Origin of the sequence: Pseudomonas sp. TUM22785, from assembly GCF_028198105.1 — a bacterium.
Classification (GTDB): Bacteria; Pseudomonadota; Gammaproteobacteria; order Pseudomonadales; family Pseudomonadaceae; genus Metapseudomonas; species Metapseudomonas solani.
Genome location: NZ_CP116239.1, coordinates 487,573 through 500,111, shown reverse-complemented (window position 1 = coordinate 500,111; position 12,539 = coordinate 487,573). Strand labels below are relative to the sequence as shown.

Sequence of the window (12,539 nt, the reverse complement as noted above, 5' to 3'; positions counted from 1 at the left end):
CACCAGAACGGTGCGACTACTGAAGCAGCGACTCCACCCGCTGGATCTCGGCGCGCTGGCTGGCCACGAGGGCCAGGCCATTGCCGCTGGGGTCCAGGGCATTCAGGGGGGCCTGCAACTTACGATAGGCGACAAGATCCACCAGCGGTGGCAGCAGAGCGGTAGGGCCGGCATCACGCAGGGCGTGGAACAGGCCAAGGTTGATCAGGTCGGCCAGTTCGACGCCCGGACCGGAGGACTCGTCCCAGGCGCCCAGGTTGCGCACCACGGAGATGTAACTTTCATCCACCGACCACTTCTTCAGCACGATCACCCCGAGGGATTTGCCGTATTCCCGGCAGAGGCGGGTGTAGAGCTCGGGGGATGGGATCTGCTGGGCATCCTTGAACGCCGAGAGGATGGCCAGGGCGCCAATGTCGCTGAGCACGCTGGCCAGCAGCACATGGTCGGACGAGGCGTGGCCGATCAGCCGCGCGAGCACGGCGCTGATGCTGCCGCGCCGGGCCAGGCGGCCCCAGGTGTCGACGAAGAGCTTCTTGTGCGCGGCGCTGTGCAGGGTGAACAGGCTCTTGATGCTGTGGACCATGGTGATGCGGTCCACCTCCAACATGCCAAGGGTGCGGATCACATCATCCAGGGTCTTGGGCGGCGGCGCGGTGCGCAGGCGCGTGCTCGCCGCGTGCTTGACCAGGGTGGCGCTGAGGGCGGGGTCCTTGTTGATGACCCGCGCCAGGGTAGCGGTGCTGGCATCCGGATTGGCCAGCACGCGGCGAATTTCCAGGGTGATCATGGGGAGGCTGGGGAGCTGCTCTTCACCGCTCATCAACTGTGAAACCAGACGCCTATAGATCGAATAACCCGACTCTTCAGTACTCACGACAGTCCCCACATGGCCTTGTGCCAGTGTAGCCATCGCCAAGGTCGGCAAACAGTGCCGCGACGCTCTGCCGACGAGCGACATGCGGGCGCGGGGAACCGAACCCGGGCCGCCAGGCTCCACTCAAGTGGCGAACACCATCCCGCTCCCCATTCCGATGCGCAGAGGCCCTTCCGTGGAAACCGAACGACTGTCCAAGACCCTGAACTTCATGCGCACGCAGCTACTTCCCCTGGGCTTTTCCGGCCACATGGACAGCGACCGCAGCCTGCACGTGCTGATCTACGACCAACGCACCCGCAAGACCATCCTCGAGACCGCCGGCATCCCCTTCTCCGCCACCTGCGGCAAGGCCGAGGCGCTGCACCTGGTGCAACGCCTGAAACGCGATATCGACGAGCAGTTCATCCGCACCCACCCCTGAACCGCCTCAGGGGATGGTGACGCCGTGCCGGGTCGCCATTTCATCCAGCCGGCCGTCGCTGATCAGGCTGGCGAAGGCGCGGTCGAAATCGGCACGCAGGGCAGCGTGGTCCTCGCTCTGCGGGAAGGCGAAGTAGCCATCCTGGATGTCGATGATCGGGAGCAACTGGTGCACGGTGCCGCGCTCCAGGGCTTCGATGCGCGGTCGGGTGTTGCGCTCGTTGCTGGCCAGCAGGTCGATGCGCCCCAGCACCAGCATGCGCAGGGCGTTGTCGACGCTCTCGATGCTGTGCAGGTCCATCGCCTCGCGGCCTTCGTCGAAGTGGGGGCCGTAGGTCCAGCCACGGATGATGCCGACACGCCGGCCGGCCAGCGTGGCGTAGTCCCCCTTCCAATCGACATCCACGCCATCACGGGCATAGAACACGATGCGATCGCGATAGAAGGCGTGCTGGCTGAAGAGGAAACGCTGCTCGCGCTCCGGCGTGCGGTAGGGGCCGATCAGGATGTCCGCGCGCCCCTGCGCCACCATCTTCTGCGCCCGCGCCCAGGGGTAGACCTCGAAGCGCACCGTGTCGCCCATGCGCTGCGCCACCTCGCGCAACACATCAGGGCCGAGGCCGATGAAACGGCCATCCAGGGTCGGCCCGAACAGGCGCGGGAACTCGGCTCCCACGGCCAGCCATTCGCGGGCCGACGCGAACGGCACGACCACCAGGCACAGCAGCACTGGACACAGCATCCGTAGGTAGCGGCTCATGCCCGCGAATACTCGACGACAGGAATGGGGCTTGAGCCTAGCAGGCTTTTTCTGCGCCAGGTGAGCCGGCAAAGCGGGGCTGCGGAGGGCCGACCGGAGCATTCGCCAGGGCCTTTGGGACACCGCCTACAGATGCACCCTGGAGCCGGGGCTATAGTCGGTCCCGTCATGCCCGCCTCAGGACTGCGCTTATCCTGCAGCCCTCCACAGCTGGGGTTGGGCATGACCCCCTCCCTCCTTACTCTCTCAATTCCCCTCGCCCAGCTCGCGCCAGATCAGGTAGAGCCGCAGATCGAACTCCAGCTGGTGGTAACCCGGCAGCATGTGTTCACACAACTGGTAGAAGGCCTTGTTGTGGTCGCGCTCGCGCAGGTGCGCCAGCTCGTGCACCACGATCATCCGCAGGAACTCAGGCGCCGCCTCCTTGAACAACGAGGCCACGCGGATCTCCTTCTTCGCCTTGAGCTTGCCGCCCTGCACGCGGGAGATCGCGGTGTGCAGCCCGAGGGCCTTCTGCACGATATCCAGCTTGTTGTCGTAGATCACCTTGTCGATGGCCGGCGCGTTGCGCAGGTGCTCCTGGCGCAGGGCATTGGTGTAGCCGTAGAGCGCCTTGTCGCTCTGCACCTCATGCCGCTCCGGGTAGCGCTTGGCGAGGTAGTCGCCCAGGCGGCGCTGCTCGACCATCAGGCGCACCTGGTCCTGCAAATGGGCGGGGTAGGACTGGATGTAGCGAAGCGGGTTCATGGCAGATCGAAGCGGCAGAAAGAAAGCCGACATTCTACCGCCGGTGACACTATGCGACGCAGCCTGTCAGCGCAGCGGCAGGCGCCCGGCGACCGTTCATCGGATGCCCTCGAAGCCCCTGCCCGGCCCCAGCGAAACGAGGCTGCCGCTGCGCTTACAAAAAAATGACGCCAATGATTCGGCGCAAGCCGCATTCCACCTGAAGGCGGCATTCCGGACATGAACCATCCGGTTAGTTTTTGCGATTGCACCTTGATGGCAAAGCCCGTTCCAGACGGCTTTTTGACAGGCCCGACGGCGACGATCGGTGATTAACAAGGGGCTTGCGCAACCCTATAAAGCGTTCCGCGAGACGGCGTAAATGCCTTCGGACGGACACGGCAGCCCCCTGCCACTCCCTAGCTTTCACTTTTAGTTCGTGTGCAGTTGGCCGGATGCCGCAGTAAGTGATTACGTCTCGTGGATGAGATAGCACCCGACTGAAAGTTCTCTTAGAGAACTCAGTCAAAATGATCGATCTCGGAACCTGGAACCTCACCATCCCCGTCGGTAGCCCTTCGGTGACCATCGAAACCCCCGCCCTGATGGGTGGCTATCAGGACAACTACTTCAAGGCGGCCAACGGCACCCTGTTCTTCTGGACCCCGGTGAACGGCAGCGCCACCTCCAATGCCGTCTACCCGCGCAGCGAGCTGCGCGAGACCTACGCCGACGGCAAGCTGCGCAACTGGACCTATGGCGCCGCCGACAACTACATGAGCGCCAACCTGGCGGTCGGCCAGGTCCCGTCCACGGGCAAGATCGTCATCGGCCAGATCCACGCCTACGGCAGCACCAGCCCCCTGCTCAAGCTGGAGTACCAGTTCAAGACCAAGACCGGCACCGGCAACATCGTCGCCAAGGTGCGCAACACCCCCACCGACGAGGACGGCGCAGTGGTCACCCTGCTCAGCGGCGTGAAGCTCAACCAGCGTTTCACCTACGTCATCAACATGTCGCCCACCGGGCAGCTGAGCATCCTGGTCAACAGCACCCTGTTCACCCAGCAACTGGCTTCCAGCTGGGCGCCCAAGCCGCTGTACTTCAAGGCCGGGGTCTATGCCCAGGACAACGTCGGCGACGCCAGCGAAGCCGGCAGCGCCACCTTCTACAACCTGAAGCTGGAACACCGGGCCCTGGCGACCACCGCCCAGTAAGGAAACAGCATGTGGGTTCCAGGCCCCGAAAAGCAGAAAGCCCCGCGAATGCGGGGCTTTCCGTTTACAGCGAAGGGGAGACTCAGTTGACCTTGGCGGTCAGCTCACCCTTGGCGTAGCGCTGGTACATGCCTTCCAGGGAGATCGGCTTGATCTTCGAGGCGTTACCGGCGGTGCCGAAGGCTTCGTAGCGGGCGATGCAGATGTCACGCATGGCGACGATGGTCTTGGCGAAGAACTTGCGCGGGTCGAACTCGCTCGGCTGCTCGGCCATCATGCGGCGGATGGCACCGGTGGAAGCCAGGCGCAGGTCGGTGTCGATGTTGACCTTGCGCACGCCGTGCTTGATGCCTTCGACGATTTCCTCGACCGGCACGCCGTAGGTTTCCTTGATGTCGCCGCCGAACTCGTTGATCACTTTCAGCCACTCTTGCGGCACCGAGGAGGAGCCATGCATCACCAGGTGGGTGTTGGGGATGCGCTTGTGGATTTCCTTGATGCGCTCGATGGAGAGCACGTCGCCGGTCGGCGGCTTGGTGAACTTGTAGGCGCCGTGGCTGGTGCCGATGGCGATGGCCAGGGCATCGACCTGGGTCTTCTTGACGAAGTCCGCGGCTTCTTCCGGATCGGTCAGCAGCTGGCTGTGATCCAGCACGCCCTCGGCGCCGACGCCGTCTTCTTCGCCGGCCATGCCGGTTTCCAGGCTGCCCAGGCAACCCAGTTCGCCTTCCACGGACACGCCGCAGGCGTGGGCGAAGGCTACGGTCTGCTGAGTCACGCGGACGTTGTAGTCGTAGTCGGCCGGGGTCTTGCCGTCTTCACGCAGGGAGCCGTCCATCATCACCGAGGAAAAGCCCAGCTGGATGGAGCGCTGGCACACGTCCGGGCTGGTGCCGTGGTCCTGGTGCATGCACACCGGGATGTGCGGGAATTCTTCGATGGCCGCGAGGATCAGGTGGCGCAGGAAGGGCGCGCCGGCGTATTTGCGGGCACCGGCGGAGGCCTGGACGATCACCGGGGAATCGGTCTTGTCGGCCGCTTCCATGATGGCGCGCATCTGTTCCAGGTTGTTGACGTTGAAGGCCGGGACGCCGTAGCCGAATTCGGCGGCGTGGTCCAGCATCTGGCGCATGCTGATGAGTGCCATGGTGTTTCAGTCTCCCGAGTGGGTGGGCATTCGAAATGCGAAGCCTGCCGCAGGGGCAGGCCATGTTCAAGTTCCATGAAGGACGGCGAACGTCCTCCCGTAAAAGCCGGCCGGCGCTGAAGCCGGCCCGGTGAAATCATCGGCGCCGATTCAGGGCGCCTTGCAGCCGCGGCCGATCAGGTCATCGGTGGCGACCCAGTAGACCAGCCCTTCGTCACCCTTGGTGTGGAAGGCCAGGCGGCTGTCGCTATAGAGCACGCCGGACCCCGAAGGTTCTTGCGTCAGGCGGTAGACGATATCGCCACCGCCCAGGCGCAGGTCCACCTGCTCCTGGTTGGCATCGGCGAAGCGCCACAGCACCTCGGCCTGGCTGTCGCAGACCCAGCGGGTCCACTCGTCGGCCGGCGCCTGGGCGCCCGCACAGCCGCCCAGCGCCAACAGCGCCGCGAGGGCGAACATGCCTTTCATCCTTTCACTCCCTTGGCCAGAAGGCCGTTCACCCGCAACGGGTCATGGACAGTGCTGCTCCTGGCTGCCGTTGACGGTGGGGTCTCCGCTGCTCTGGGCCTCCACACGCTGGTCGTCCTGGGATTGCGGCAGGATGACCTGGGGCGGGCTCATCACCTCGCAGGTGGACGGCGCGGAAGCACCGCCCGCACAGCCGGCGAGCATCGCGAACAACGACAGCAGGATCAGGTTGGTACGCATGGCGGCAACTCCTTTTCTCGGGTCCTGTTCAAGGGACCACGGGCCACCGCCATGGTTTAGCCGCTATTTCAGGCCCTGATTCAGGCCTTGGCGCGTTGTTCCAGCACTTCAACGGCCGGCAGCACCTTGCCCTCGACGAACTCGAGGAACGCACCACCGCCAGTGGAAATATAGGAGATGCGCTCGCCCACGCCGTACTTGTCGATGGCGGCCAGGGTGTCGCCACCGCCAGCGATGGAGAAGGCCGGGCTCTCGGCGATGGCCTGGGCCAGTACCTGGGTGCCGTTGCCGAACTGGTCGAACTCGAACACGCCCACCGGGCCGTTCCAGAGGATGGTCTTCGACGACTTCAGCAGCTCGGCGAACTGGGCGGCGGTCTGCGGGCCGATGTCGAGGATCATGTCGTCATCGGCGACGTCGGCGATGGCCTTGACGGTGGCCTCGGCGGTCTCGGCGAATTCCTTGGCCACCACCACGTCAACCGGCAGCGGCACGCTGACCTTGGCGGCGATGGCGCGGGCGGTTTCCAGCAGGTCGGCTTCGTGCAGGGACTTGCCCACCTTGTAGCCGGCAGCGGCGAGGAAGGTGTTGGCGATGCCGCCACCGACGATCAACTGGTCGCAGATCTGGCTCAGCGAGTTGAGCACGTCGAGCTTGGTGGAGACCTTGGAGCCGGCGACGATGGCAGCCATCGGGCGGGCCGGGTTGCCCAGGGCCAGGCCCAGGGCTTCCAGTTCGGCGGCCAGCAGCGGGCCGGCAGCGGCGACCTTGGCGAACTTGGCCACGCCGTGGGTCGAGCCCTCGGCGCGGTGGGCGGTGCCGAAGGCGTCCATCACGAAGACGTCGCACAGGGCGGCGTACTTCTGCGCCAGCTCGTCGGCGCTTTTCTTCTCGCCCTTGTTGAAGCGCACGTTCTCGAACAGCACCACCTGGCCGGGGGCGACATCGACGCCGTCCAGGTAGTCGGCCACCAGGGGCACGTCACGGCCCAGGGCCTTGGCCAGGTACTCGGCCACCGGCGCGAGGCTGTTCTCTGCGGAGAACTCGCCTTCGGTGGGACGACCCAGGTGCGAGCAGACCATTACCGCCGCGCCCTTCTCCAGTGCCAGCTTGATGGTCGGCAGGGAGGCGAGGATGCGCGCATCGCTCTTCACGACACCGTCCTTCACCGGGACGTTGAGGTCTTCGCGAATCAGTACGCGCTTACCCTGGAGGTCGAGGTCGGTCATTTTCAACACGGTCATGGGGGTCAGTCCTTCACGGGGCTGGATGTTGTGGAAGCAGCGGAAACCCGCAGGTAGTGGCCTGCGGTGTCGAGCATGCGGTTGGCGAAGCCCCATTCGTTGTCGAACCAGGCCAGCAGGTTGACCAGGCGCGGGCCGGACACGCGGGTCTGGCTGCCGTCGACGATGGCGGAATGGGGGTCGTGGTTGAAATCACAGCTGGCGTGGGGCAGCTCGGTGTAGGCCAGCAGGCCCTTGAGCGGGCCGCTTTCGGCGGCCTCGCGCAGCACGCGGTTGATCTCGGCGGCACTGGTGTCCCGTGCGGTCTGCAGGGTGATGTCGAGGCAGGACACGTTCACCGTCGGCACGCGGATGGCCTTGGCCTGGATGCGCCCGGTCAGTTCCGGCAGCAGGCGCTCGATCCCCCGGGCCAGGCCGGTGGAGACCGGGATCACCGACTGGAAGGCCGAACGCGTGCGGCGCAGGTCTTCGTGGTGATAGGCGTCGATTACGGGCTGGTCGTTCATCGCGGAGTGAATGGTGGTGATGGAGACGTACTCCAGACCCACCGACTCATCGAGAAGTTTCAGCAGGGGCACACCGCAGTTGGTGGTGCAGGAGGCGTTGGAGACCAGGGTCTCGGTGCCGACCAGGCTGTCCTGGTTGACGCCATAGACGATGGTGGCGTCGATATCCGCCTCGCTGGCCATGGGCTGGGAGAACAGCACCCGGGGCGCGCCGGCCCGCAGGAAGCGCTCGGCCTGGGCACGGTTGGTGTACTGGCCGGAGCACTCGAGCACCAGGTCGACGCCCAGCGCCGCCCAGTCGATCCCCTCGGGCGATGGGTTGCGCAGCACCTTCACGCAGTCGCCGTTGATGTGCAGGCAGTCGCCATCGACCTTCACGTCACCTGGGAAGCGGCCGTGGGTGGAGTCGAAGCGCGTCAGGTACTCGATGCTGGCCTGGTCGGCCAGGTCATTGAGGGCGACGATCTCGAAGCCATCACGCCCGCCGCGCTCATGCAGGGCACGCAGGACGCAACGACCGATACGGCCGTAGCCGTTCAGGGCAACGCGGAAGGGAGTGCTGGGCATCTGATCGCGAAGAGCTTGAAGCCGGAAGCTTGAAGCCGGAAGAAGAGCACACGGGGCACTCCAGCTTCCAGCTTCCGGCTCTCGGCTTCCGGCTCAGTCCTCCAACAGTTCTTCGGCAGTGGCGACGACGTTCTCGACGGTGAAGCCGAAGTGCTCGAACAGGGCCGGGGCCGGGGCGGATTCGCCGAAGCTGGTCATGCCGATCACGCGGCCTTCCAGGCCCACGTACTTGTACCAGTAGTCGGCGTGGGCGGCTTCGATGGCGATGCGCGCACCGACTTCCAGCGGCAGCACGGACTGCTTGTAGGCGGCGTCCTGCTGGTCGAACAGGCTGGTGGACGGCATGGAGACGACGCGGACCTTGCGGCCAGCGGCGGTCAGTTGGTCGAAGGCCTGCACGGCCAGGCCGACTTCCGAGCCGGTGGCGATGAGGATCAGCTCCGGCTCGCCGTCGCAGTCCTTGAGCACGTAGCCGCCACGGGCGACGTTGGCCAGCTGTGCCGCATCGCGTGCCTGGTGGGGCAGGTTCTGGCGGGAGAAGATCAGCGCGCTCGGGCCGTCCTTGCGTTCGATGGCAGCCTTCCAGGCCACGGCGGATTCCACCGCGTCGGCGGGGCGCCAGGTGTCCAGGTTCGGGGTGCTGCGCAGGCTGGTCAGCTGCTCGATCGGCTGGTGGGTCGGGCCGTCTTCGCCCAGGCCGATGGAGTCGTGGGTGAAGACGTAGAGCACGCGCTGCTTCATCAGGGCGGACATGCGCACGGCGTTGCGGGCGTATTCCATGAAGATCAGGAAGGTCGCGCCGTAGGGGATGAAACCGCCGTGCAGGGCAACGCCGTTCATGATGGCGCTCATGCCGAACTCACGCACGCCGTAGAACATGTAGTTGCCGGCGGCGTCTTCGGCGGAAACGCCCTTGCAGCCTTTCCACAGGGTCAGGTTGGAGCCGGCCAGGTCAGCGGAGCCGCCGAGGAACTCGGGCAGCAGCGGGCCGAAGGCGTTCAGGGCGTTCTGGCTGGCCTTGCGGCTGGCGATGGTCTCGCCCTTGGTGGCGACTTCGGCGATGTAGGCGGCAGCCTGGGTGGCGAAGTCGGCGGGCAGCTCGCCCTTCACGCGGCGCTGGAATTCAGCGGCCAGCTCGGGGTGGGCGGCGGCGTAGGCGGCGAAGCGCTCGTTCCAGGCGGCTTCACGGGCGGCGCCGGCTTCCTTGGCGCTCCACTCGGCGTAGATGTCGGCCGGGATTTCGAAGGGCGCGTGGTTCCAGCCCAGGTTGGCGCGGGTCAGGGCGATCTCGTCGTTGCCCAGGGCAGCGCCGTGGCACTCTTCCTTGCCCTGCTTGTTGGGCGAGCCGAAGCCGATGATGGTCTTGCAGCAGATCAGGGTCGGCTGCGCGCTCTTGCGAGCGGTCTCGATGGCGGTGCGGATCTCGTCGGCGTCATGGCCGTCGACATTGCGGATCACCTGCCAGCCGTAGGCTTCGAAACGCTTCGGGGTGTCGTCGGTGAACCAGCCATGGACTTCGCCATCGATGGAGATGCCGTTGTCGTCGTAGAAGGCGATCAGCTTGCCCAGGCCCAGGGTGCCGGCCAGGGAGCAGACCTCGTGGGAGATGCCTTCCATCATGCAGCCGTCGCCGAGGAAGGCGTAGGTGAAGTGGTTGACGATCTCGTGGCCTTCGCGGTTGAACTGCGCACCCAGCACCTTCTCGGCGAGGGCGAAGCCCACGGCGTTGGCGATGCCCTGGCCCAGCGGGCCGGTGGTGGTCTCGACGCCGGCGGTGTAGCCGTATTCCGGGTGGCCCGGGGTGCGGCTGTGCAGCTGGCGGAAGTTCTTCAGGTCGTCGACGGTGACGTCATAGCCGCTGAGGTGCAGCAGCGAGTAGATCAGCATCGAGCCGTGGCCGTTGGACAGCACGAAACGGTCGCGGTCGGCCCACTGCGGGTTGTTCGGGTTGTGCTGCAGGTAATCCCGCCACAGCACTTCGGCGATATCGGCCATGCCCATGGGGGCGCCGGGGTGGCCGCTGTTGGCTTTCTGCACCGCATCCATGCTGAGGGCACGAATGGCATTGGCACGCTCACGACGGCTGGGCATCGCTGATCTCCTGCGGGTCTGAAAAGACGCTGAACGAAAAAAGGCGGCTATTTTCGCCCAGCGGGCAGGCATCGGGCAATGACAGATGGTCGAAGATGCGCCTCCTTGTCCTTTCAGCCCCGCGCCGGGCCCGTCAGCGGGCACAGGCAGGGGGCGCGGAACAGCTCGCCATGCCAGGCACCGGCCAGGGTGCGACGCATCACCAGCAGCCAGACGGCGGCCAGTTGCAGCGCCAGCAGGGCACCGACGGCGCCGAAGAACACCAGGCCGGTCTGCCGCTGCAGCTCGAAGGTGGCCAGGGCGAACACGCCCAGCGGGAAGGTGAAGCCCCACCAGCCCAGGTTGAAGGCCATGCGCTGGCGGATGTAGCGGCGGGTGAACAAGCAGGCCGTCACCCACCACCAGAACCCTGCGCCCCAGAGCGCCAGCCCGCCCACCAGGCCGATGCCCGGCAGCAGGTCAGCCAGGCCCTGCAAGGGCGAACCGGAGAGGGCACCCGGCGCCGCATGCCCCAGTGCCAGCAGGCCCAGGCAGCCGGTGGCCAGGGGGCCCAAAGGCAGCCAGCTGGTGGCGGCGAAATCGGTGTCCGGCAGCTTGTGCAGGGCCAGGCGCAGCAGCACCAGGGTGATCAGCGAGAAGGCCAGGGTCATCGACAGCCCCCACAGCAAGTAGCCCATCACCAGCAGCAGGCGCGCGTCGGCGGCGTCCAGGTGCGGGGCGATGACGCCCGCGCTGGCGGCAGCCACCTCGGGCGCGACGATGGGCAGCAGCCAGACGGCGGTGAGCTTCTCCAGCGCATGCTCCTGGCGGGTGAACATCAGGTAGGGCACCAGCAGCGCCGCGCCCAGGGCCAGCGCCACGTCCAGCCACCAGAGGCCATGGGCCACGGCATAGGCGGTGGCGCCCCAGTGCGGGCCACCATAGAGCACCAGGCCGTTGACCAAGGTGGCCAGGCCCATGGGAATGGCGCCGAGGAACATCGACTGCACCGGGTGCGCCAGCATCGGCTCGATGGTGTCCGGGTGCAGCAGCAGGCGCGCCAGGAACAGCCCGGCACAGGTGGCGAACAGCAGGGCATTGAACAACCACAGCGCCTCGCCGAGGCGGTGCAGCAGCGGCACCTGCCAGGGCAGCGTGCCCAGCACCAGGGCCAGCACACCGGTGCCCATGGTCACGGCGAACCAGCCGGGGATGAAATGGCGCACCAGGGCGCGAGGGTCGGTGAGGCGGGTCATTGGGCGAGGCATGGTGGCTCCGGTCGGGTGGTCCCGTTGCAGAAGATGTCTCCACGGTAAATCCGCCATGTGCTATACGAAAAATACATCCTTGATATGCACGGAATGCCTTTTATTTATGAATCTCCATCACCTCAAGGTTTTCCTCGCCGTGGCCGAGAGCGGCAGCATCAGCGGCGGTGCCGAGCGCCTGCACATCAGCCAGCCGGCGGTCACCCGTGAAGTGCGTGAACTGGAAGCCCGCCTTGGGATCACCCTCTTCGACCGTCAGCCCCGCGGCGTGACCCTGACCGAAGGCGGCCTGCGCCTGCACCGCTATGCGCAACGCATCTTCGCCTTGGAACAGGCCGCCGAGGCGGACCTGCGCAGCTTCGCCGGCCTCGACGACGGCGAACTACGCCTGGGCGCCAGCGCCACCCTGGGCAGCTATCTGTTGCCCGACCTGATCGCCCGCTTCCATGCCCGGCACCCGGAAATCCGCGTGGATCTGCAGGTCAGCAACACCCGCGAGATCACCCAGGCGCTGGCCGACGAACGCATCGCCCTGGGCTTCGTCGAGGGCGACTTCGATCGCACCACCCATGCTTTCCAGCTGCTGGAACGCGATCGCCTGCTCCCGGTCTGCTGCCCCACCCACGCCCTGGCGGACCGAGGCCGCCTGGCCGCGGCCGAGCTGGCCGGCCAGGCGTTGTACCTGCGCGAGGAGGGCTCGGGCACCCGCGCCAGCATCGAGCAGGCCTATGCCCAACAAGGCCTGGAGGTGCGGGCGTGCATGGCCATCGCCAGCACCGAAGCGCTGAAGCGCCTGGTGCGCGACGGCCAGGGCATCGCCTGGCTGTCCCAGCGGGTCATCGACGACGACCTCGCTGCCGGTCGCCTGGTCGCCCTTGAGGTGGAAGACCTGCGCATCGAGCGCGAACTGCACCTGCTGTGGCACCCGACCCGCACCCTGAGCCCCGCACCAGCGGCGTTCCTGGCGGCGATCCTGGACAAAAAATAACCACCTATCGGCAATATCAAAACTTTTTGATATTGCCG

13 protein-coding genes are annotated in these 12,539 nt (G+C 66.0%); 3 read left to right on the top strand and 10 right to left on the bottom strand.

The window, feature by feature from the left end; translation table 11 throughout:
• Positions 1-16: 16 nt before the first annotated feature.
• A complete protein-coding gene (locus PI990_RS02385) occupies positions 17-790 on the bottom strand; it encodes an HDOD domain-containing protein (protein WP_271659717.1) in 774 nt (257 codons plus the stop codon).
• A gap of 262 nt (positions 791-1,052) precedes the next feature.
• On the opposite strand from PI990_RS02385, the gene PI990_RS02380 reads away from it, so the two are divergent.
• Positions 1,053-1,301, top strand: a complete 249-nt coding sequence (locus tag PI990_RS02380; protein ID WP_021222602.1) for a DUF1652 domain-containing protein — start codon at positions 1,053-1,055, stop codon at positions 1,299-1,301.
• Between the two features lie 6 nt (positions 1,302-1,307).
• Here the strand turns inward: PI990_RS02380 and PI990_RS02375 are convergent, their stop codons facing one another.
• Both PI990_RS02375 and PI990_RS02370 read right to left on the bottom strand, forming a co-directional pair.
• Complete coding sequence (locus PI990_RS02375) at positions 1,308-2,060, bottom strand: substrate-binding periplasmic protein (protein WP_271659716.1); 753 nt, start codon at positions 2,058-2,060, stop codon at positions 1,308-1,310.
• Between the two features lie 246 nt (positions 2,061-2,306).
• Positions 2,307-2,807 carry a YgjP-like metallopeptidase domain-containing protein gene (locus PI990_RS02370; RefSeq protein WP_184488445.1) on the bottom strand — a complete coding sequence of 167 codons (501 nt, stop codon included), beginning with the start codon at positions 2,805-2,807 and terminating at the stop codon, positions 2,307-2,309.
• A 509-nt stretch (positions 2,808-3,316) separates the two neighbouring features.
• Here PI990_RS02370 and PI990_RS02365 point away from each other — a divergent pair.
• The gene (locus tag PI990_RS02365) at positions 3,317-4,003 is read left to right on the top strand and encodes a polysaccharide lyase family 7 protein (RefSeq protein ID WP_271659715.1); all 687 of its coding nucleotides are present in this window, start codon (positions 3,317-3,319) and stop codon (positions 4,001-4,003) included.
• An 82-nt stretch (positions 4,004-4,085) separates the two neighbouring features.
• On the opposite strand, the gene fba is transcribed toward PI990_RS02365, so the two are convergent.
• The 7 genes from fba to PI990_RS02330 all read right to left on the bottom strand — a co-directional run bounded on the left by fba (position 4,086) and on the right by PI990_RS02330 (position 11,513).
• A complete protein-coding gene (gene fba / locus PI990_RS02360) occupies positions 4,086-5,150 on the bottom strand; it encodes a class II fructose-bisphosphate aldolase (RefSeq protein ID WP_021222606.1) in 1,065 nt (354 codons plus the stop codon).
• Between the two features lie 150 nt (positions 5,151-5,300).
• The gene (locus PI990_RS02355) at positions 5,301-5,618 is read right to left on the bottom strand and encodes an MliC family protein (protein ID WP_021222607.1); all 318 of its coding nucleotides are present in this window, start codon (positions 5,616-5,618) and stop codon (positions 5,301-5,303) included.
• Positions 5,619-5,660: 42 nt separating this feature from the next.
• Complete coding sequence (locus PI990_RS02350) at positions 5,661-5,858, bottom strand: hypothetical protein (protein ID WP_021222608.1); 198 nt, start codon at positions 5,856-5,858, stop codon at positions 5,661-5,663.
• Positions 5,859-5,938: 80 nt separating this feature from the next.
• Positions 5,939-7,102 (bottom strand): phosphoglycerate kinase, encoded by a 1,164-nt coding sequence (locus PI990_RS02345; protein ID WP_271659714.1) that lies wholly within the window; start codon positions 7,100-7,102, stop codon positions 5,939-5,941.
• 5 nt (positions 7,103-7,107) lie between these two features.
• Positions 7,108-8,175, bottom strand: a complete 1,068-nt coding sequence (epd, locus tag PI990_RS02340) for an erythrose-4-phosphate dehydrogenase (RefSeq protein WP_021222610.1) — start codon at positions 8,173-8,175, stop codon at positions 7,108-7,110.
• A 93-nt stretch (positions 8,176-8,268) separates the two neighbouring features.
• Positions 8,269-10,266, bottom strand: coding sequence for a transketolase (tkt, locus tag PI990_RS02335; protein WP_265170300.1), 1,998 nt, complete (start codon positions 10,264-10,266; stop codon positions 8,269-8,271).
• 113 nt (positions 10,267-10,379) lie between these two features.
• Positions 10,380-11,513, bottom strand: a complete 1,134-nt coding sequence (locus tag PI990_RS02330) for a TDT family transporter (protein WP_271659713.1) — start codon at positions 11,511-11,513, stop codon at positions 10,380-10,382.
• 106 nt (positions 11,514-11,619) lie between these two features.
• Between PI990_RS02330 and PI990_RS02325 the strand changes: the two genes are divergently transcribed.
• Positions 11,620-12,501 (top strand): LysR family transcriptional regulator, encoded by an 882-nt coding sequence (locus PI990_RS02325; protein WP_271659712.1) that lies wholly within the window; start codon positions 11,620-11,622, stop codon positions 12,499-12,501.
• Positions 12,502-12,539: the final 38 nt, after the last annotated feature.

What these genes read in the sequence shown, in the direction of transcription:
- PI990_RS02345 (WP_271659714.1), bottom strand. Translation starts at nt 7,102, where the DNA reads ATGACCGTGTTGAAAATGACCGACCTCGACCTCCAGGGTAAGCGCGTA.
- fba (WP_021222606.1), bottom strand. Translation starts at nt 5,150, where the DNA reads ATGGCACTCATCAGCATGCGCCAGATGCTGGACCACGCCGCCGAATTC.
- tkt (WP_265170300.1), bottom strand. Translation starts at nt 10,266, where the DNA reads ATGCCCAGCCGTCGTGAGCGTGCCAATGCCATTCGTGCCCTCAGCATG.
- PI990_RS02365 (WP_271659715.1), top strand. Translation starts at nt 3,317, where the DNA reads ATGATCGATCTCGGAACCTGGAACCTCACCATCCCCGTCGGTAGCCCT.
- PI990_RS02350 (WP_021222608.1), bottom strand. Translation starts at nt 5,858, where the DNA reads ATGCGTACCAACCTGATCCTGCTGTCGTTGTTCGCGATGCTCGCCGGC.
- PI990_RS02385 (WP_271659717.1), bottom strand. Translation starts at nt 790, where the DNA reads ATGATCACCCTGGAAATTCGCCGCGTGCTGGCCAATCCGGATGCCAGC.
- epd (WP_021222610.1), bottom strand. Translation starts at nt 8,175, where the DNA reads ATGCCCAGCACTCCCTTCCGCGTTGCCCTGAACGGCTACGGCCGTATC.
- PI990_RS02330 (WP_271659713.1), bottom strand. Translation starts at nt 11,513, where the DNA reads ATGCCTCGCCCAATGACCCGCCTCACCGACCCTCGCGCCCTGGTGCGC.
- PI990_RS02325 (WP_271659712.1), top strand. Translation starts at nt 11,620, where the DNA reads ATGAATCTCCATCACCTCAAGGTTTTCCTCGCCGTGGCCGAGAGCGGC.
- PI990_RS02355 (WP_021222607.1), bottom strand. Translation starts at nt 5,618, where the DNA reads ATGAAAGGCATGTTCGCCCTCGCGGCGCTGTTGGCGCTGGGCGGCTGT.
- PI990_RS02370 (WP_184488445.1), bottom strand. Translation starts at nt 2,807, where the DNA reads ATGAACCCGCTTCGCTACATCCAGTCCTACCCCGCCCATTTGCAGGAC.
- PI990_RS02375 (WP_271659716.1), bottom strand. Translation starts at nt 2,060, where the DNA reads ATGAGCCGCTACCTACGGATGCTGTGTCCAGTGCTGCTGTGCCTGGTG.